Source organism: Pseudonocardia sp. Ae331_Ps2 (assembly GCF_001932405.1).
Lineage (GTDB): Bacteria > Actinomycetota > Actinomycetes > Mycobacteriales > Pseudonocardiaceae > Pseudonocardia.
Genome location: NZ_MCIM01000001.1, coordinates 4,237,600 through 4,255,605 on the forward strand (window position 1 = coordinate 4,237,600; position 18,006 = coordinate 4,255,605).

General features: G+C 74.7%; 15 protein-coding genes. 9 read left to right on the plus strand and 6 right to left on the minus strand.

Features of this window, described 5'->3' with window-relative positions:
* Nucleotides 1–3: 3 nt before the first annotated feature.
* Nucleotides 4–1,512, minus strand: coding sequence for a leucyl aminopeptidase (locus tag Ae331Ps2_RS20295; protein WP_075311985.1), 1,509 nt, complete (start codon nt 1,510–1,512; stop codon nt 4–6).
* 215 nt (nt 1,513–1,727) lie between these two features.
* On the opposite strand from Ae331Ps2_RS20295, the gene Ae331Ps2_RS20300 reads away from it, so the two are divergent.
* The 3 genes from Ae331Ps2_RS20300 (at nt 1,728) to Ae331Ps2_RS20310 (ending at nt 5,418) form a co-directional block, all read left to right on the plus strand.
* On the plus strand, nt 1,728–3,086 hold the full coding sequence (locus Ae331Ps2_RS20300) for an amino acid permease (RefSeq protein WP_139318758.1): 1,359 nt from the start codon (nt 1,728–1,730) through the stop codon (nt 3,084–3,086).
* A 19-nt stretch (nt 3,087–3,105) separates the two neighbouring features.
* Complete coding sequence (gene gcvT / locus Ae331Ps2_RS20305; protein ID WP_020623028.1) at nt 3,106–4,233, plus strand: glycine cleavage system aminomethyltransferase GcvT; 1,128 nt, start codon at nt 3,106–3,108, stop codon at nt 4,231–4,233.
* 63 nt (nt 4,234–4,296) lie between these two features.
* Nucleotides 4,297–5,418, plus strand: a complete 1,122-nt coding sequence (locus Ae331Ps2_RS20310) for a branched-chain amino acid aminotransferase (protein WP_075307063.1) — start codon at nt 4,297–4,299, stop codon at nt 5,416–5,418.
* A 23-nt stretch (nt 5,419–5,441) separates the two neighbouring features.
* On the opposite strand, the gene Ae331Ps2_RS20315 is transcribed toward Ae331Ps2_RS20310, so the two are convergent.
* Nucleotides 5,442–6,431 (minus strand): Lrp/AsnC family transcriptional regulator, encoded by a 990-nt coding sequence (locus Ae331Ps2_RS20315; protein WP_075307061.1) that lies wholly within the window; start codon nt 6,429–6,431, stop codon nt 5,442–5,444.
* 115 nt (nt 6,432–6,546) lie between these two features.
* On the opposite strand from Ae331Ps2_RS20315, the gene Ae331Ps2_RS20320 reads away from it, so the two are divergent.
* Nucleotides 6,547–7,989, plus strand: coding sequence for an FAD-dependent monooxygenase (locus Ae331Ps2_RS20320; RefSeq protein WP_233147585.1), 1,443 nt, complete (start codon nt 6,547–6,549; stop codon nt 7,987–7,989).
* A gap of 16 nt (nt 7,990–8,005) precedes the next feature.
* Here the strand turns inward: Ae331Ps2_RS20320 and Ae331Ps2_RS20325 are convergent, their stop codons facing one another.
* Both Ae331Ps2_RS20325 and Ae331Ps2_RS32615 read right to left on the minus strand, forming a co-directional pair.
* The gene (locus Ae331Ps2_RS20325) at nt 8,006–8,830 is read right to left on the minus strand and encodes an adenosylcobinamide-GDP ribazoletransferase (RefSeq protein ID WP_075307057.1); all 825 of its coding nucleotides are present in this window, start codon (nt 8,828–8,830) and stop codon (nt 8,006–8,008) included.
* Nucleotides 8,827–10,689, minus strand: a complete 1,863-nt coding sequence (locus tag Ae331Ps2_RS32615; protein WP_170918288.1) for a bifunctional adenosylcobinamide kinase/adenosylcobinamide-phosphate guanylyltransferase — start codon at nt 10,687–10,689, stop codon at nt 8,827–8,829. The genes Ae331Ps2_RS20325 and Ae331Ps2_RS32615 overlap by 4 nt, the downstream gene beginning before the upstream one ends.
* A gap of 42 nt (nt 10,690–10,731) precedes the next feature.
* Here Ae331Ps2_RS32615 and Ae331Ps2_RS20335 point away from each other — a divergent pair, with 42 nt between their 5' ends.
* On the plus strand, nt 10,732–11,346 hold the full coding sequence (locus Ae331Ps2_RS20335; RefSeq protein ID WP_075307055.1) for a VOC family protein: 615 nt from the start codon (nt 10,732–10,734) through the stop codon (nt 11,344–11,346).
* 24 nt (nt 11,347–11,370) lie between these two features.
* Here Ae331Ps2_RS20335 and Ae331Ps2_RS20340 read toward each other — a convergent pair whose 3' ends face one another.
* A complete protein-coding gene (locus tag Ae331Ps2_RS20340; RefSeq protein WP_020628307.1) occupies nt 11,371–12,036 on the minus strand; it encodes a DUF3043 domain-containing protein in 666 nt (221 codons plus the stop codon).
* Between the two features lie 38 nt (nt 12,037–12,074).
* Here Ae331Ps2_RS20340 and Ae331Ps2_RS20345 point away from each other — a divergent pair, with 38 nt between their 5' ends.
* The 3 genes from Ae331Ps2_RS20345 (at nt 12,075) to Ae331Ps2_RS20355 (ending at nt 14,747) form a co-directional block, all read left to right on the plus strand.
* Nucleotides 12,075–13,190 carry a glycerate kinase gene (locus Ae331Ps2_RS20345; RefSeq protein WP_075307053.1) on the plus strand — a complete coding sequence of 372 codons (1,116 nt, stop codon included), beginning with the start codon at nt 12,075–12,077 and terminating at the stop codon, nt 13,188–13,190.
* A 125-nt stretch (nt 13,191–13,315) separates the two neighbouring features.
* Nucleotides 13,316–13,687 carry an iron-sulfur cluster assembly accessory protein gene (locus Ae331Ps2_RS20350; protein ID WP_020628305.1) on the plus strand — a complete coding sequence of 124 codons (372 nt, stop codon included), beginning with the start codon at nt 13,316–13,318 and terminating at the stop codon, nt 13,685–13,687.
* A 124-nt stretch (nt 13,688–13,811) separates the two neighbouring features.
* Nucleotides 13,812–14,747 (plus strand): carbohydrate kinase family protein, encoded by a 936-nt coding sequence (locus tag Ae331Ps2_RS20355; RefSeq protein ID WP_139319023.1) that lies wholly within the window; start codon nt 13,812–13,814, stop codon nt 14,745–14,747.
* Nucleotides 14,748–14,813: 66 nt separating this feature from the next.
* Here Ae331Ps2_RS20355 and asnB read toward each other — a convergent pair whose 3' ends face one another.
* Nucleotides 14,814–16,760, minus strand: a complete 1,947-nt coding sequence (gene asnB / locus Ae331Ps2_RS20360; protein WP_075307049.1) for an asparagine synthase (glutamine-hydrolyzing) — start codon at nt 16,758–16,760, stop codon at nt 14,814–14,816.
* A gap of 294 nt (nt 16,761–17,054) precedes the next feature.
* On the opposite strand from asnB, the gene Ae331Ps2_RS20365 reads away from it, so the two are divergent.
* On the plus strand, nt 17,055–18,005 hold the full coding sequence (locus Ae331Ps2_RS20365; protein WP_020628302.1) for a cytochrome c oxidase subunit II: 951 nt from the start codon (nt 17,055–17,057) through the stop codon (nt 18,003–18,005).
* The last annotated feature ends 1 nt before the right edge of the window (nt 18,006 follow it).

Here is an 18,006-nt window from a genome sequence, read left to right on the forward strand (position 1 = left end):
CGGTCAGCCGTTCGCTGCCACGTCCTCCAGGAACGCCAGCAGGGTGCGCACCGGGACACCGGTGCCGCCCTTGGTCGTGTAGCCGCGCGGCCCGCCGGTGTTGAACGACGGCCCGGCGATGTCGATGTGCGCCCACGGCAGCCCGGCGGGCACGAACTCCTTGAGGAACACCCCGGCCAGCAGCATCCCGGCGAACCGCTGCCCGCTGACGTTGCTGATGTCGGCCACCCGCGAGTCCAGGTCGCTGCGCAGGTACTCCGGCAGCGGCATCGCCCAGGCGTCCTCGCCGGTGGCGGCACCGTGCGCGGCGACCCGGTCGCGCAGCTCGTCCGACCCCATCACCCCGGCGGTGCGCATGCCGAGCGCGACCAGCTGCGCGCCGGTCAGCGTCGAGGTCTCCACCAGGTAGTCGGGGTCGTCCTGGGCGGCGCGGACGATCGCGTCGGCGAGGATCAGCCGCCCCTCGGCGTCGGTGTTGAGCACCTCGACGGTGGTGCCGCCGAACATGGTCAGCACGTCGCCGGGCTTGTACGCCGTCGACGACGGCATGTTCTCCGCCATCGGCACGGTCGCGGTCACGGTGACCGGCAGCTCCAGCTTCGCGGCCAGCACGACGGTCGCGACGACCGCGGCCGCCCCGCCCATGTCCGAGGTCATGTCGGCCATGCCGGCGTTGGGCTTGAGCGAGATGCCGCCGGTGTCGAAGGTGATGCCCTTGCCGACGAGCGCGACCCGCTTCGACGGGGCGGCGCCGCCGTTCCAGGTCAGGCGGACCAGCCGCGGCGGGTTCGCCGACCCCTTCCCGACGCCGGTGATGCCGCCGTAGCCGTTCTCCCGCAGCTGCGCGTCGTCGAGGACCTCGGTGACCAGGCCGGCACGCTCGCCGAGGGCGACCGCGTGCGCCGCGAAGGTCTCCGGGACCAGCACGTTCGGCGCGGTGTTGACCAGGTCCCGCGCGGTGACGACGGCCTCGGCGACCAGCGTCGCCCGCTGCACGGACCGGTCGTCGGTGCCGGTGAACGACCAGCTGCCGACCGGGGCGGCCGCGGCGTCGGTCGAGGTCCGGTGCCGGTCGAAGCGGTAGCCGCCCAGGACGGCGCCGACGACCGCGGCCTCGGCGTCGACCGCGGACAGCGTGCTCAGCGCCGAGCCGGTCCCGGCCAGCGCGCGGGCGGCGGCACCGGCGCCGCGCCGGACCGCCTCGGACGCCTTCGGTCCCTCGGCCGGGCGGCCCAGACCGACCGCGACCAGCCGTGGCGCGGACAGCGCCCCGCGGGTCGGCAGCGAGACGACCTGCTCGGCCTTGCCGGTCGCGCCGACGGTGGTGAGCAGCTCCAGCAGCTCCCCGGAGAACGCGGCGTCGACGCCGTCGGCGCCCGCGGCCAGGGCCGGGCCGGTGCCGTCGGCGGCGTCGGCCGCGGGGGCGTACAGACCGACCACGACGGCGTCGACGACCGCCTCCGTCTCGGCACCGCTGTGCGCGGCGGTCTGGGGGAGGGTCGGGACGTCGATCGGCACGGGTGGCACTCCTCGGGTCGGACGGGAACGGTGGGTATCGGACGAGTGGTTCCGCCTCGCCCGATCTCACCCTGCGTGGCCGGTGCGCGTGTCCTGTGCGCCGGGCGGGTGGGGAGCCGGGTGGCGGGCGGGACGACGAGACCGGACCGAGATGGTAATGACACCCCCGCGGCGCCGCGCGGCACAGGGGTGGATGGGAAGGTGAACGGGTGCCTCGCCCCCCGTACCGGATGCCGACCGTGACCGCGGTCGTCGTCGCCCTCGCGGCGACGTTCGGTACCGGGCTGTACGCCGCGCTCGGGCCCGCTGCGGCGTCGGCGGGCACCTGGTTCCCGCTCGGGGTGCTGCTCGCCGCGCTGCTCGCGCTCGGCGTGGTCGCCTCGACCGCGCACCTGTCGCTCGCCCGCCCGGCCGGTCCGGTGCTGGCCCGCGGTGACCTGCCCGCCCCGGCGCTGCGGCTCGGGGCGGTCGCGCGGGTGACCTCGCGGGTCGCCGCCGGGTCGGCGGCGGCACTGGTGTTCGGCGCCTACGTGCTGCCGACCCAGCCGGTGACGATCGCGGTGGTGGCGGTGCTCGCCGTCGTCGCGGTGAACGCCTTCGGGGTGCGGATCTCGCACGGCGCCGCGCGCGGTCTGGTGGTGGGCACGCTGCTCGCCCTGACCGTCGCGATCGCGGTGGGCCTGAGCTCGGAGGGGCCGCAGGCGGTGCTGTCCTCGGCGATGCCCGCCGCGGCGACCGGGGCCGGCATCGCCGGCGACGGCGCCGGGACGCCCGACGACCCGGCCGTCGCCACGCTGCAGGCCGCGATCGAACCGGGCCCGCTCGGGGTGCTCGCGGCCGCCGGGTTCGTCTTCCTCGCCTTCACCGGTCTGTCGCGCGTCGCCGAGCTCGGTGGCAGCCTGCGGGACCCGGTGCGGGCGATCCGCCGGGCCCCCGCGCTCGCGGTCATGATCACGACGCTGCTGCTGCTCCTGCTGTCGGCGGCGCTGCTGCGCGGGCTCGGGGCGTCCGGGCTGGCGTCGGCGTCGGCTCCGCTGGCCGCACTGATGGACACCAGCAGCAGCGCCCAGGTCGGGGTGCTGGTGCGGATCGGGGCCGCCGCCGCCACGATCGCCGCGCTGCTCGGTGCGCTCTCGCGGGCCGCGGCCGGGGCCGCCCGGCTGTCCCGCGAGGGGGAGCTGCCCGCGTTCCTGGGGCGGGGCGGGTCGCGTGGCACGCCGTGGGTGGCCGACCTGACGCTGGGGGCGCTGACCCTGGCGATGACCCTGCTGCTGTCCGCGACGACGGCGATCGTGGTCACCGTGGTCGCGGCCCTGGTCCACCACGCGGTGGTGCACGCCGCGGTGCTCCGGCTGCCGGGGCGCCCGGTGCGGGCGGCGGTCGTCGCCGTCGCCGGTGGGGTGGGGTGCCTGGTCGTCGCCGCGGCGATGCCGCTGTGGCCGCTGCTCGCGACCGTCGGGGCGCTCGCCGCGGGCTGGCTGCTCTGCGCGGTCACCGCGCGCTCCCGTGCTCGTGCCGCGGACGAGGAACCCGTGCGCCGCACCGATCCCGAGGAGCAGGCGGCCTGAGGCCGATAGGGTCGGGCGCGTGACCGACGAGCTCCTGCCCAGCCCACTGCACGACCGGCACGTCGCCCTCGACGCCACCCTCGGCGAGTTCGGGGGATGGTCGATGCCGATCTCCTACCCGGGCGGCACCGTCGCCGAGCACACCTCGGTCCGGGAGACGGCGGGACTGTTCGACGTCAGCCACCTCGGGACCGTCCCGGTCACCGGGCCGGGGGCGGCCGCGCACCTGAACGCCTGCCTCACCAACGACCTCGGCCGCATCGGCCCGGGCCGGGCCCAGTACACCCTGGCCTGCGACGCCCGCGGCGGCGTCGAGGACGACATGATCGTGTACCTGGCGGCCGACGACGACCTGCTGCTCGTCCCGAACGCCGCGAACTCCACCCGGATCGTCTCCGCGCTCGCCGCCGACGCCCCGCCCGGGGTCGTGATCACCGACCGGCACCGCGAGCTCGCGGTGCTCGCGGTGCAGGGCCCCCGGTCCCGCGAGGCGCTGGTCGCGGCGCTCGGTGCCGCGGGCGACGCCGTCGCCGGGCTGGACTACATGGCCTTCACCGACATCGAGGGCGGCCTGGGCGACGGCGGCGTGCGGATCTGCCGCACCGGCTACACCGGCGAGCTCGGCTACGAGGTCGTCCTCGCCGCCGGGGCCGCCCCCGCGATGTGGGACGCCCTGCTCGACGCCGTCCGCGCGGTCGGCGGCGGGCCCTGCGGGCTCGCCGCGCGGGACACCCTGCGCACCGAGATGGGCTACCCGCTGCACGGCCACGAGCTGTCCACCGAGATCAGCCCGGTCCAGGCCGGGAGCGGCTGGGCGGTCGGCTGGGACAAGCCCGCGTTCTGGGGCCGCGACGCGCTGCTGGCCGAGCGCGCGGCGGGCCCGGCGCGGCGGCTACGTGCGCTGCGGGCGACCGGGCGCGGTGTCCCGCGGGCGGGCATGACCGTCCTGGACGGCGAGGGCGGCAACCCGGTCGGCGTCGTCACCTCCGGGACGTTCTCGCCGACGTTGCGCACCGGCATCGCGCTGGCCCTGGTCGACACCGCACCGCAGGTGGCCGTCGGGGACACGCTGGTGATCGACGTCCGGGGCCGTGCGCTGCCGGTGGAGGTCGTGAAGCCGCCCCTGGTGCCCTCGCACGTGCGGTGACCCGTTCCGATGGTCGGGAATCCGACTGTCTGCCGGATGGACGCCGGCGATACCGTTCGTGTCATGAGCGCGCCGAAGTTCTCCGTGACCCGCAACCCCGCCCCGGCGTCCCCCCAGCGGCGCGCCGACGTACTGGCCGCCCCTGGTTTCGGCCGGTACATGACCGACCACATGGTGACGATCCGGTGGACCGCCGGGACCGGCTGGCACGACCCGGCGGTCGTGCCCTACGGCCCGCTGACACTGGACCCGTCGTCGATGGTCCTGCACTACGGGCAGGAGATCTTCGAGGGGCTCAAGGCCTACCGCCAGCCCGACGGCTCGATCGCCTCGTTCCGCCCCGACGCCAACGCCGCCCGGTTCGCCGGCTCCGCGCGCCGGCTCGCGATGGCAGAGCTCCCCGAGGAGCTGTTCCTCGCCTCGCTGTCCGAGCTGCTCGCCGTGGACTCCGAGTGGGTGCCCGAGGCGGGCGGCGAGGACTCGCTCTACCTGCGGCCCTTCATGATCGCGACCGAGGTCGGGCTGGGGGTGCGGCCGTCGTCGGAGTACCTCTACGCGGTCATCGCCTCGCCCGCCGGGCCGTACTTCGCCGGTGGGGTCCAGCCGATGGACGTGTGGCTGGAGACCGAGTACACCCGCGCCGCGCTCGGCGGCACCGGCACCGCCAAGTGCGGCGGGAACTACGCGGCGTCGCTGCTGCCGCAGTCGGTCGGCGCCCAGCACGGCTGCGCCCAGGTCGCCTACCTCGACGCCGAGGAGCGCCAGTGGATCGACGAGATGGGCTCGAACAACCTGTTCTTCGTCTTCCGCGGCGACGACGGCTCGGTCGAGATCGCGACGCCGGACCTGCGCGGCTCGGTGCTCGCCGGCATCACCCGGGACTCGCTGATCACCGTGGCGGAGGACCTCGGGATGTCCGTGGTCGAGCGCCGCATCTCCGGCCAGGAGTGGCTCGGTGGTGCCGCGAGCGGCGTGCTGACCGAGGCGTTCGGCTGTGGCACCGCCGCGGTGATCACCCCGATCGGGACGGTCAAGCACAGCGGCGGCGAGGTGGCCATCGGCAACGGTGAGCCCGGCCCGGTCACCCTGCAGCTGCGTGACGCGCTGACCGCGATCCAGCGGGGTGCGGCCCCGGACCCGCACGGCTGGATGCACACGCTGGTGCCGGCCTCCGCGTCGGTCTGAGACGCGCAGTCGGGCGGCGCGGTCTAGTGGCGGGGCCGTGCCCGTGGCACGGTTCCGCCGCCGACCTCCTTGACGATCCGGATCACCGGCGCCGTCTCGACGTGGGCGACGGACGGCAGCGTCGCGACCTGCTCGGTCAGATATCGGTAGACCCCCCGCTGGTCGGCGCAGAGCACCGTGGCGCACAGGTTCGTCGGGCCCGTGGTGGCGGCGGCGAAGGCGACCTCGGCGTGCCCGGCGAGGGCCTCGCCGACGGGAGCGAGGTCTGCCGGCGGCACCGAGAACCAGCACAGGGTGCGCACACCGCGGCCGAACAGGCGCGGGTCGACATCGAGATCGACATGAACCGCTCCGCGGCGACGTAGCTCGTGCAGCCTGCGACGCACGGTCGAGGCGGACCAGCCGGTGCGTGCGGCCAGCTGCTCGTAGGTGCTGCGTCCGTCGTCGGCCAGTGCGGCGACGAGCTCGCGGTCGCCGTCGTCGAGGCGGACGGGCCCGCCCGGTCCGTCCGGCGGTGCGGGTCGCAGGCGGGCGGCGGCAGCCGCGTCGAGCGGCCCGAGCTTGGCCACCGGGCTCTCCGCGCCGCCGTAGAAGGTGTGCAGCACCGAGTGCGCGCTCACGGCCTCCACCCGTGACGTGCGGGGGAGCCGGTCGAGCAGCAACGTCTCGCTGTCCGTGTCGTGTTCGGCGCGCACTGCGCACACGATCTCGGTACCGCCCGAGGTGAGCATCACCCACGAGGTGTCCGGTCGCCGCGCGAGTGCCTCCGCGACGGCGACGGCGGCGGACGGCGCACAGCGCACGCGCAGGAACCACTCCACGGCGCCGGTCGCGACGGCGGCCGGGCGGCCCACGACCCGGATCGTTCCGGTCGAGCGCAGCCGGGTGTAGCGCCGGGCGACCGTCCGCTCGGAGACCTCCGCCACCTCCGCGATGAGGCTGAACGGGGCCCGGCCGTCGAGCGCCAGCGCGTGCGCCAGCCGACGGTCGATCTCGTCGAAGTCGTCATCCATCACCTCGGAGCCTACGGCGCCGGAATCCGCCGGATCCGTGCGGTTCAGCGGCGGTGATCACCGAACACGGTGAACAGTCGGCTCGACGCGGACACACCGACCCGAGGAGCTTCCGATGACAGACCCCGTGGACACCGAGGTACTCGTGGTGGGGGCCGGGCCCACCGGTCTCGTACTGGCCGAGGAGCTGCGCCTCGCCCAGGTGCCGTTCGTCCTGGTCGACCGGTTGGCCGAGCGCAGTACGCTGTCCAAGGCCGGGGGGATCCAGCCCCGCACCCAGGAGGCGCTCGACCAGCGAGGCCTGCTGGAGCTCCTGCTCGCCCAGGACTTCGCCCGGCCGGTCCCGGCCCACTTCGCCGGCATCCGGCTCGACGACCCCGATGAGCGGCTGGCGTGGCGTACCGCGCCGCAGGTGGAGATCGAGAAGCTGCTGGAGGGGCACCTCGCCACGCACGGCGTACGTGCCCGGCGCGCGTGCGAGCTGACGGCGCTCACCCAGGACGACGACGCGGTCACCGCCCTCTGCGCCGACGGCACCACACTGCGCGCACGCTGGCTCGTCGCCGCCGACGGCGGACGCAGCACCGTGCGCTCCCTTCTCGACGAGCGGTTCCCCGGCACTCCGGGGACGGTGACCGTCGTCGCTGCCGACGTCCGGCTCAGCGGTGAGTACCAGCTCGTCACCCACACCCGTGGCGACGACGGGACCTGGACCGAGATCTTCCCCCTCGGCACCGACCGGCAGGGGCGCCCACTGCACCGCCTGGCCCTGGGCGGGCCACGCTCGCGGCCCCGCGACGTCCCCGTCACCGAGGAGGAGATCCGCGACGGCCTGCGGGCGGTGTACGGGACGGCCGTGGAGCTGCTGGAGACCAGCTACGCCTACCGGATCACCGACGCCGCCCGCCAGGCCGCCCGCTACCGGCACGGACGGGTGTTCCTGGCCGGCGACGCCGCCCACGTCCACCTGCCCCTCGGCGCCCAGGGCATGAACACCGGCATCCAGGACGCGATGAACCTCGGGTGGAAGCTCGGCGCCGCCGTGCACGGCTGGGCCGGGCCCGGACTGCTCGACACCTACCACGACGAGCGCCACCCGGTCGGCGCCGCGGTCCTGCGCAACGTCGCGGCCCAGAGCCTGCTGATGGACTGGGCCGGCACCGGAACCCCCGGCGTCACGGCGGCCCGGGACCTCGTCGTCGAGCTGGCCGCGCTGCCTGAGGTGCGTCGGAGGCTGACCGAGACGCTCTCCGGCCGGACCGTCCGCTATCCGATGCCCGGCGTGGGAGAGCACCCGCTGGTCGGTCGTCCCGCCCCCGACGTCGACCTCGGTCCGGCCCGGCTCCACGAGCTCCTGCGCGCCGGTCGTGGTGTGCTCGTCGATCCCCGGGGCCACTACGGCGAGCAGGAGCGCCGCTGGAGCGGCCGGATCCAGCGCGCCGGCCGGGGCGCCGACACCGACGCCCTGCTGGTCCGGCCCGACGGCTACGTCTGCTGGGCCGGCGACCCCTCGACCCTCGACGTCGCCCTCGGCCGCTGGTTCGGGGAACCGCGGTGACCCGCTCGGCGGCCCGTCAGCCCGGGAGCGCGGCCGCCAGCCCGACGAGGACGGCGGTGCCGCCCACCTCGCAGGCCGCGCCCAGCACGTCGCCGCTCATCCCGCCGAACCGGCGCCGGGTGTGGTGGGCCAGCCCCACCACCAGCAGCGCCGCGAGCAGGACCGCCCCCACCACGGCCGCCGTCGTCACGACGGTGCCCGCCGGACCCGTCGCGGCCAGCGTCACGGTGGCGGCCGAGGCCAGCCCGGCCCACCACAGCGGCGCCACCCACACCGGCTGTGACCCGGCGACCGTCGCACCGAGACCACCCGGGCGCGCGGCGGGCGTGCCGCGGCGCGCGACCCAGCAGAACCCGGCGCGCCCGGTCGCCGCGGCCAGCGCACAGACCACCAGCACGACGACCGGTGGCGCGGCCACCAGCTGGGCGAGTGCCGCGGCGCGGGCGCCCAGCACCACCAGCAGCGTGACGACGGCGAACGGCCCCGCCCCGCCGTCGGCCATGATCCGCAGCGCCCGCTCCGGCGGTCCGTAGCTGCCCAGACCGTCAGAGGTGTCGGCGATGCCGTCGACGTGCATCCCGCGCGTCGCCAGGGCACCCGCCCCGACCGTGAGCAGGCCCGCGACCAGTGGGGACACCCCGGCCGCGACCAGACCGGTGAGCAGCGCCCCGCCCGCGACGCCGAGCCCGGCACCGACCAGCGGCGCCCAGCGCAGCGCGGCCGCGGCGACGCCGTCGGGCAGCGCGCCGTCGTCGGCGGTGCGCACCCGGGCCGGCACGACGGTCAGCCAGCTGACCGCCAGCGCGAGCCCGGCGAGGGGGCCCGGCCGGGGTCCGCTCACCGCCCGGCGCCGGCCGCCGCGGTCACGTCGCCCGGCACGACGCCGGTGTCGCGCGCCGTCCCGGTCTCGGCGAGCAGCCGCGCCGCGGTCACCAGCAGCGGCAGCGCCGTCACCGCGGCGGTGCCGTCCTCGGTGCGCACCGCCAGGTCCAGCAGCGGCACCAGCGACAGGTGCTCCAGGACGAGCGTCGCGGCCGGCTCGGTCGACGGCTGCGCCGCGACCCACCAGTCCTTCGCCCCGGGGGCCAGCTCGTCGGCCAGCAGCGCCGCCGCGCCGACCGCCAGACCGTCGAGCACCGCGGGCACCTTCCGCTCCGCGGCCCGGGCGAGGAACCCGGCGAGCACGATCAGGTCCGTGCCGCCCACGGTGCGCAGCAGCGCCAGCGGATCGCGCAGGTGCGGACGGGCCCGGCGCAGCGCGTCGCGGATCGCGACGGCCTTGCGCATCCAGGCGCGGTCGTCGATCCCCGACGCCCGCCCCACGACGGCGACCGGCTCGGCCCCGGTCACGGCCGCGACCAGCGTCGCGGCCGGGGTCGTGACGCCGACGGCGAGCGTCGCCGGGATCAGCAGGTCCGCCCCGGCGTCGATCTCGGCGTCGGCCAGCCGGCGCCCGGTCAGCCACGCGGTGGTGGCGCGCTCACCGTCGAGGGCGTCCTCGCGGTCGATCCGGCCGGTGCCGTGGGCGACCAGCCAGCCCGGTTCGGCACCCTCGGCCCCGGACACCAGCCCGACGTCGACGACCCGCACGGTCGCCCCGGCGGCCCGCGCGGCGACGGTCACCGGCAGCCGTCCGGCCGCGGCGGCGGTCGCCCGCACCGCGGACACCTCGGGCGGGTAGGCCGAGACACCGTTCGCGGCGATGCCGTGGTCGGCGGCGAGCAGCAGCACCCGGGCGCGCACCGGGGCCTGCGGCGGGCAGACGCCCTGGCAGGAGGCCAGCCACACACCCAGCTCACCGAGCCTGCCGAGCCCACCGGTGGGCATCGCGAGCCCGTCCACCAGCGCGACGGCCTCGCGGCGGCTGCGGGAGTCCGGCCGCCCGACGGTGACCGGGACGATCTCGACGTCGGACTCCGACACCGAGTCGGGCGTCGGCGCGGCCCCGGCGACGGCGCCCGCGGCGGCTCCGGTCGCGGGGACGACCGCACCCGGCACCCCGGCCGGGGTGCCGGCGACGTCCCCGGCGGGATCCGCGACCTCCGTCGCGGCGATCCCGGCAGCGGGGACCTCGGGCTCCGGGGTCTCTGCTGCCGGGACTTCGGTGACCGGAGCCGGAGCGACGGCCGGAGTCCCGGCGGTGCCACCCGGGGGCAGCGCGAGCGCCCGCCCCGCCACCACCAGCACGACGTCGTCACACACCCGCGCGACGGCGGCGTTCAGCTCGCCGAGGCGGTCGCGGAACAGCCGCCCGGCACGGGTGTCCGGCACGACGCCCAGCCCGGTCTCGGCGGACACCAGCACCAGCGGCCCGGGCGCGGCGGCGACCGCGGAGACCAGCCCGTCGACGGCGGCGTCGACGCCGGCGGGCACGACCGGGGCGGCCCAGGCGCCGGCGTCGTCCAGGACACCGGTCAGCCAGGTCGCCAGGTCGTCGACCAGCACCGGGCCGGGCCGGGCGAGCGCGGTGGCCAGCTCGGTGCCGACGACCTCCTCGGTGGTCCAGTGCGCGGGGCGCCGGGCGGCGTGCGCGGCGATGCGCGCGTCCCAGTCGGTGTCGCCGGGGATCCGCCGACCGGTCGCCAGGTAGCGGACCGCCGCGTCGCAGGGCAGCCCCTCGAGCAGTTCCTCGGCGTGCCGCGACTTGCCGGAGCGCGTGCCCCCGAGGACGAGTGTCCGCAGTTCGACGGGAGGAGTCACGCCGCACATCGTGTCCTACCGGTCCCCGGTAGCGTCGCGAAGGTGCTCGATCATCTGGTCCTGGCCACCCCCGACGTCGACGACACCGCCGCTGACCTGGCCGGACGTCATCTCCACACGATCGAGGGCGGACCGCACGTCGGTGTCGGCACCCGCAACCGGCTGGCCGGGATCGGGCCGGGCCGCTACCTGGAGGTCGTGGGCCCCGACCCCGCCCAGGACGAGCCGGGCGCACCGCGCCCGTTCCGGATCGACACCCTGACCGCGCCCGCCCTGGTGACCTGGGCGGTGCGCGTCGAGGACCTCGACGCCGCGCTCGCCGCGGCCCGCGCCGCCGGGCACGACCCGGGACCGGCCCGGGACATGTCCCGCAGACGCCCGGACGGCACGCTCCTGGCGTGGCGGCTCGCGTTCCCGCCCGACGACGCGGGCGGGGTGCTGCCGTTCCTCATCGACTGGGGCACCACCCGGCACCCGGCCGCCGACCTCCCGGTCCCGGCGAGCCTGCGGACGCTGCGCCTGACCCACCCCGAGCCGGAGCGGGTGACCGCGCTGCTCGACGCGCTCGGCGCGGGCGGGGAGGCCGAGGTCGTCGCGGGGGAGACGCCGTCGCTGCAGGCCGTGCTGGACCTGCCCGGCGGGCCGCTCGTGCTCTGAGAGCAGGGGCCCGCCGGGACGGTGTCAGACCGTGTCGCCGCGCTTGACGCGCGGCTTGGGCACCCGCATCCGTCGCGGCTGGGTGGCGCGGGAGAACGCGTACCACCCGGTGCCGAGGCCCTTGATCTCCTCGTCGGGGAACTTCGCGCGGGCCTTCTTCAGGACCTGCATGCCCAGCAGCGTGCCCTCGACGACCATCACGATCAGCATCAGGAACGTGAACAGCGTGACGTACTGCTGGATCATCGGGTTCTGGATCAGCGCCGCGACCAGCACGAGCGCGGCCAGCGGCAGGAACAGCCCGATGACGTGCGGGCGCGAGTCGACGATGTCACGCACGTACGCCCGCACCTTGCCGCGGTCACGGGGGAGCAGCACGCGGTCGTCACCGGCGTCCATCCGCTTGCGGCGCTCCAGCGCCTTCGCCCGGCGCTCGTCCTTCGACGGCCGGGTGGCGCGGGCCAGCTTCGCGGCCTCCCGCTGGGTGCGCGGCGGGGGCGGCGCGGGGCCGCGCCGCCTGCCTTCGGCGTCACGGCGCTTCGGCGTCGCCCGGCCCTTGCCGGGGGTGGTGCGGGGACGCGAGCGGGTCGCGCCCTCGTCCTCCGTCTCCGCAGCGTCCGTGTCCGCCGGGGACTCGACGGCCGTCTGACCGGCCTGGTCGGAACTCTCGGAGCGGCGCAGGAACCTCACAGGAGCCCACAATACGGGCCGCCGCTAGCCTGCCCCGCATGCGCATCGTGGTGGCTCCCGACTCGTTCGGCGGAACGCTGAGCGCACGGGAGGCGGCCGAGGCGATCGCCGCGGGCTGGCGTCGCGGGGTGCCCGGCGCCGACGTCGCGATCGTCCCTCTCGCCGACGGCGGCACCGGCTTCGCGGAGGTGCTGCACACCGCGCTCGGCGGGACCCTGCACGAGCAGGAGGTCACCGGTCCGCTCGGCGACCCGGTGACCGGGTCCTGGCTGCGCGTCGGGGACACGGCCTACCTGGAGTGCGCCTCGGCGTGCGGCCTGCACCACGTCCCGCGCGAGGACCGGATCCCCGGGGTCGCCCGCACCGCGACGACCTCCGGCGTGGGGGAGCTGCTCGCCGCCGCCCGGGACGCCGGGGTCACCACCGCCGTCGTGGGGCTGGGCGGGTCCGCCACCACCGACGGCGGCGCCGGCCTGCTGGCCGCCCTCGGCGCCGTCCCCGTCGACGAGGACGGTCTCCCGCTCCCACCCGGCGGCGCGTCCCTGGACTGCTGTGCCCGCCTCGACGGCACACCCGACCTGGGTGGGATGACCCTGGTCGCGGCGAGCGACGTCGACAACCCGCTGCTCGGACCGCACGGCGCCGCCGCGGTGTTCGGCCCGCAGAAGGGCGCCGACGACGCCGCGGTCACCGAGCTGGACCGCGCGCTGACCGTGTTTGCCGGGGTGCTCGCCGGCCTGGCCGGGCGCGACGTGAGCGACCTGCCCTCGGCAGGGGCCGCGGGCGGTCTCGGTGCCGCGCTGCTCGCCCTCGGCGCGCGGGTCGAGTCCGGTGCCGGACTGGTCCGCGACCTGGTCGGGCTCGACGCCGAGCTGGACGCCGCCGACGTCGCGGTGACCGGGGAGGGCAGCTTCGACTGGCAGTCGCTGCGCGGCAAGCTCGTCACCGCGGTCGCCCGGGGCGCGGCCGAGCGCGGCACGCCGTGCGTGGTGCTGGCCGGTCAGGTGAGCGTCGGGCGCCGGGAGGCCGCCGCGGCGGGGGTCGACGCCGCGTTCGGGGTGGCCGAGGAGTTCGGGCTGGAGGCCTCGCTGGCCGACCCGGCCGGGACCCTCGCCGACCTGGCCGAACGTGTCGCTCCGCGCTGGAGTCGGTGATCCCCGTCACCCTCCCGGCGACGAATCGCACGGTCTCCGCGCGGATGCGGACCTGCGGGACGTCGTACTATGGATTCCGACGCCCGGTGGGAACAGGGCGGACCACGCACGTTGTTGGGAGAGTCATGACCGTTGACAACACCGTGAACGCGGGCGCGACCACGGAGCAGACGCACGGCGTGGAGCTGACCGACTCCGCTGCCGTCAAGGCGCGCACCCTGCTCGAGCAGGAGGGCCGTGACGACATGCACCTGCGCATCGCCGTGCAGCCCGGTGGCTGCGCCGGCCTGCGCTACCAGCTCTTCTTCGACGACCGGTCGCTCGACGGTGACCTCTTCCGTGACTTCCACGGTCTCAAGGTCGGCGTCGACCGGATGAGCGCCCCGTACCTGCAGGGCGCCACGATCGACTTCGTCGACACCATCGAGAAGCAGGGCTTCACGATCGACAACCCGAACGCGGGCGGCTCCTGCGCCTGTGGCGACAGCTTCAACTGACGTCGCACGACAGCACCTCCGAAGGGCCCCGCCGGTGATCTCCGGCGGGGCCCTTCGGCTCGGGTGACGTAGGCTCCCCCGTGTGCCTATTGCCGTGACGGGGTCGATCGCCTCCGACAATCTCATGCACTTCCCCGGGAAGTTCTCCGAGCAGATCCTGGCCGAGCAGCTCGACCGGATCTCGGTCAGCTTCCTGGTCGACGACCTGACGATCCGCCGGGGCGGCGTGGCCGGCAACATCGCCTTCGCGCTCGGTGTGCTCGGCCAGAACCCGGTGCTGATCGGCGCCGTCGGCGCCGACTTCGCCGAGTACCGGAAGGTGCTCGACGACCTGGGGGTCGACACCTCCGGGGTGCACACCCACGACGACGTCCACACCGCCCGCTTCGTCTGCACCACCGACGACGACATGCGGCAGATCGCGTCCTTCTACACCGGCGCGATGGCCAAGTCGAAGGAGATCGAGCTCGCCCCGATCGCCGAGCGCGTCGGCGGGTTCGACCTGGTGCTCATCGGCGCCAGCGACCCCGACGCGATGCTGCGCCACACCGACGAGTGCCGCGCCCAGGGCTACCCCTTCCTCGCCGACCCGTCCCAGCAGCTGGCCCGCATGGAGGGTCCCGAGGTGAAGCGCCTCATCGAGGGCGCCACCTACCTGGTCACCAACGACTACGAGTTCGAGCTGCTGCTCAAGAAGACCGGCTGGACCGCCGAGGAGATCGGCGCCAAGGTCGGCACCCGGATCACCACCTTCGGCGAGCGGGGTGCGCTGATCGTCGAGGCCGACGGCACCGAGACCCGGATCGACGTCGTCCCGCCGACCGAGCTGGTCGACCCGACCGGCGTCGGTGACGCCTGGCGCGCCGGGTTCCTCACCGCGCTCGGCGCCGGGCTGTCGCTGGAGCGCTCGGCCCAGCTGGGCGCGCTCATCGCGACCTACGTCCTGGAGTCCGACGGCCCGCAGGAGTGGACCTGGGACCGCGACGCTGCCCTCATCCGGCTGCGCGCCGCGTTCGGTGACGCCGCCGCCGACGAGATCCGGGCCGTCCTGCCCGGCTGACCCCGCCGTAGTGGCCGAACGGGCCGGCACCCCCAGGGGTGCCGGCCCGTCGTCGTGCGGGACCGCTCAGATCTTGACCGGGTAGGTCGGGGTCGGGACCTCGGGAACGATCCGCTTCTCGACGAAGATCCCGTGCCACAGCAGGAAGACCAGCACCGCCCAGATCCGGCGGGAGTGGTCGACCGGGCCCTCGCGGTGCGCGTCGAGCATGCGGTGCACGGCCTGCAGGTCGATCAGGTGCCCGGCCCCGGAGTTCTGCAGGATATCGCGCGCCCAGGCGTACATCTCGTCGCGCAGCCAGTGCCGGATCGGCACCGGGAAGCCCAGCTTCGGCCGGTTCAGCACGTGCGGCGGGATGATGCCCTCGCAGGCCCGGCGCAGCGCGTACTTCGTGGTGCCGTTCGAGCCGTGGGTGATCTTCTGCGACTGCGGCAGCGACGAGGCGATGTCGAAGACCTCGGGGTCGAGGAACGGCACCCGCAGCTCCAGCGAGTGCGCCATCGTCATCTTGTCGGCCTTGACCAGGATGTCGCCACGCAGCCAGGTGAACAGGTCCACGTGCTGCATCCGGGCGACCGGGTCCCAGTCGTGGCTGGCGAAGTAGTGCGGCGCCGTGACGTCCTGGTGCGACACCCGCGGGTCGTAGCCGCGCAGGACCTCGTGGAGCTGGTCGTCACGGAAGATGCGGGCGTTGCCGTAGTAGCGCTGCTCCATCGACAGCGACCCGCGGCGCAGCAGGTCCTTGCCCCGCATGCCCTCGGGCATCTTGCGCGAGGCCCGGCGCATGAGCGGCTTGAGCGTGCCGGGGACCTTCTCGAACGGCGACAGCGACAGCGGCTCGCGGTAGATCGAGTAGCCGCCGAACAGCTCGTCGGCGCCCTCGCCGGACAGGACGACCTTGACGTGCTGGCGGGCCTCGCGGGCGATGAACCACAGCGGGACCAGCGCGGGGTCGGCGACCGGGTCGTCGAGGTACCAGATGATGAGCGGCAGGGCCTCCATCATCTCGTCCGGCTTGACGGTGCGCACCACGTGCCGCACGCCGATCGCCGCGGCGGACTCGGCGGCCACGTCGACCTCGGAGTAGCCCTCGCGCTCGAACCCGGTGGTGAAGGTGATCAGGTTCGGGTTGTGCTCCTTGGCCAGCGCCGCGATGGCGGTGGAGTCGATCCCGCCGGACAGGAACGCGCCGACGGTGACGTCGGCCCGCATGTGCTTGGCGACCGAGTCGCGCAGCACGTCGGCGATCTCGCCGTGCACGATCGCCTCCGCCTCGGCGCTGGCCGGGGCGTGGCTGGGCAGTGAGATGAACTTCGGCGCGAAGTAGCGCTGGTGCAGCGGCTCCTCGCCGGGGCGCACGGTGACGTGCGTGCCGGACTCGACGCGCGAGATCATCCGGTGCAGCGACATCGGCTCGGGCACGTACTGCAGGGTCAGGTAGTGCTGCAGCGCGGCCGGCTCCAGGTCGAGCCCGATCTCGAGCTCACCGGCCAGGGACAGCAGCGACTTCTTCTCGCTGGCGAACGCGGTGCCGACCGGGGTGGTGGCCAGGAACAGCGGCTTGATGCCGAACGGGTCGCGGGCCAGGAACAGCTCGCGCTCCACGACGTCCCAGATCGCGAAGGCGAACATGCCGCGCAGGCGCTGGACGGCGTCGGGGCCCCAGTAGTGGAACGCCGCGACGATGACCTCGCCGTCGCCGTCGGTGGCGAAGGCCGCGTCGTAGGTCTCGATCAGCTCCTCACGGAGCTCGAGGTAGTTGTAGATCTCGCCGTTGAAGACGATCGTGTAGCGGGTGTCCTCTCCCGGCACCGGCCCCCAGTGCAGGGGTTGGTGGGAATGGTCGACGTCGATGATCGACAGCCGGTTGAACCCCAGGACGAGGTCGTGGTCGTTCCACGTCTCGCTCTCGTCGGGTCCCCGGTGCCGCGCACAGCGCAGCCCGTCGGCGATCGGCTCGACCCGGGTCGCGGCGTCCGCCCCGGCGGTCAGCAATCCCAGCAGTCCGCACACACCGGTCAGTATGCCGAGTCAGCCGGACGGGTCTCGCGCGCCCCGGTGCGAAACGGTCTTCCCGCTGAGAGACTGCCGGTTTCCCCTGCGGCGGTGACGACGTTCACTCGCCGGCCGGGAACCCCCGGGGGGCGCGGCCCGACCGGGGTTCGTCTAGGCTCTACGCGAGGTCGAAGACGGTGCTCCATACGGGTGGCACAAGATCCCCTTCGGCCGCGGTGTCGTGACGGCGGAGCAAGGAAGAACGTGCTGGCAGTGCGGCGTACGCAGGAGACGACAGGAAGGCGGCGTGCAGTGGCCCGAACCGAAGGCCGCTCCCGGATCGCCCGGGCGGCGAAGGTGGCCGTGGTCGGCCTGCTGGCGGCGCCGGCTCTGGCCGGTTGCTCGGTCCAGGAGGTCATCCGGTTCGGGTGGCCCGAGGGGGTGACCCCCGAAGCCGAGTCGATGCGCCACCTGTGGACCTGGTCCGCGATCGCGGCGCTGATCGTCGGTGTCATCACCTGGGGCGCGATGTTCTGGGCGATGATCCTGCACCGCAAGCGCAAGGACGACGACGGCTCGCTGCCGCGCCAGACGCAGTACAACCTGCCGGTCGAGCTCGTCTTCACCGCCATCCCGACCGTCATCGTCGCCGTGCTCTTCGGCTTCACGGTGAACGTGCAGAACTTCGTCGACAAGGAGAACCCGACCGCGGGTGGCCCGGCCGACCTGCGGGTCGACATCGTCGGGTTCCAGTGGAACTGGGAGTTCTCCTACCCCGACGAGGCCGGCCCGGGCGGACGCCCGGTGAGCACGCTGGGCACGAGCGACACGATCCCGATCATGGTCCTCCCGACCGACCGGTCGATCCAGTTCACGCAGCGCTCGCCCGACGTCATCCACTCGTTCTACGTGCCGGAGTTCCTCTTCAAGCGCGACGTCTTCCCGTTCCCGGAGCGGAACGAGCAGGACAACACCTACATCATCGACCGGATCGACCGTGAGGGTGCGTTCGTCGGTCGCTGCGCCGAGCTGTGCGGCACGTACCACTCGCAGATGAACTTCGAGGTGCGTGCCCTGGAGCCCGCGCTGTTCGACCGGTACATCCAGCTCCGCAAGGAGATCAACCCGCAGACCGGGCAGGCCTACTCGACCGGCGAGGCGCTGCAGGCGCTGAACTGCGGCGAGTGGTGCGCGCCGGAGGCGATCAGCACGCAGCCGTTCTCGACCGACCGCGGCCAGCTCGCCGCGCAGGTCACGGGCTGAG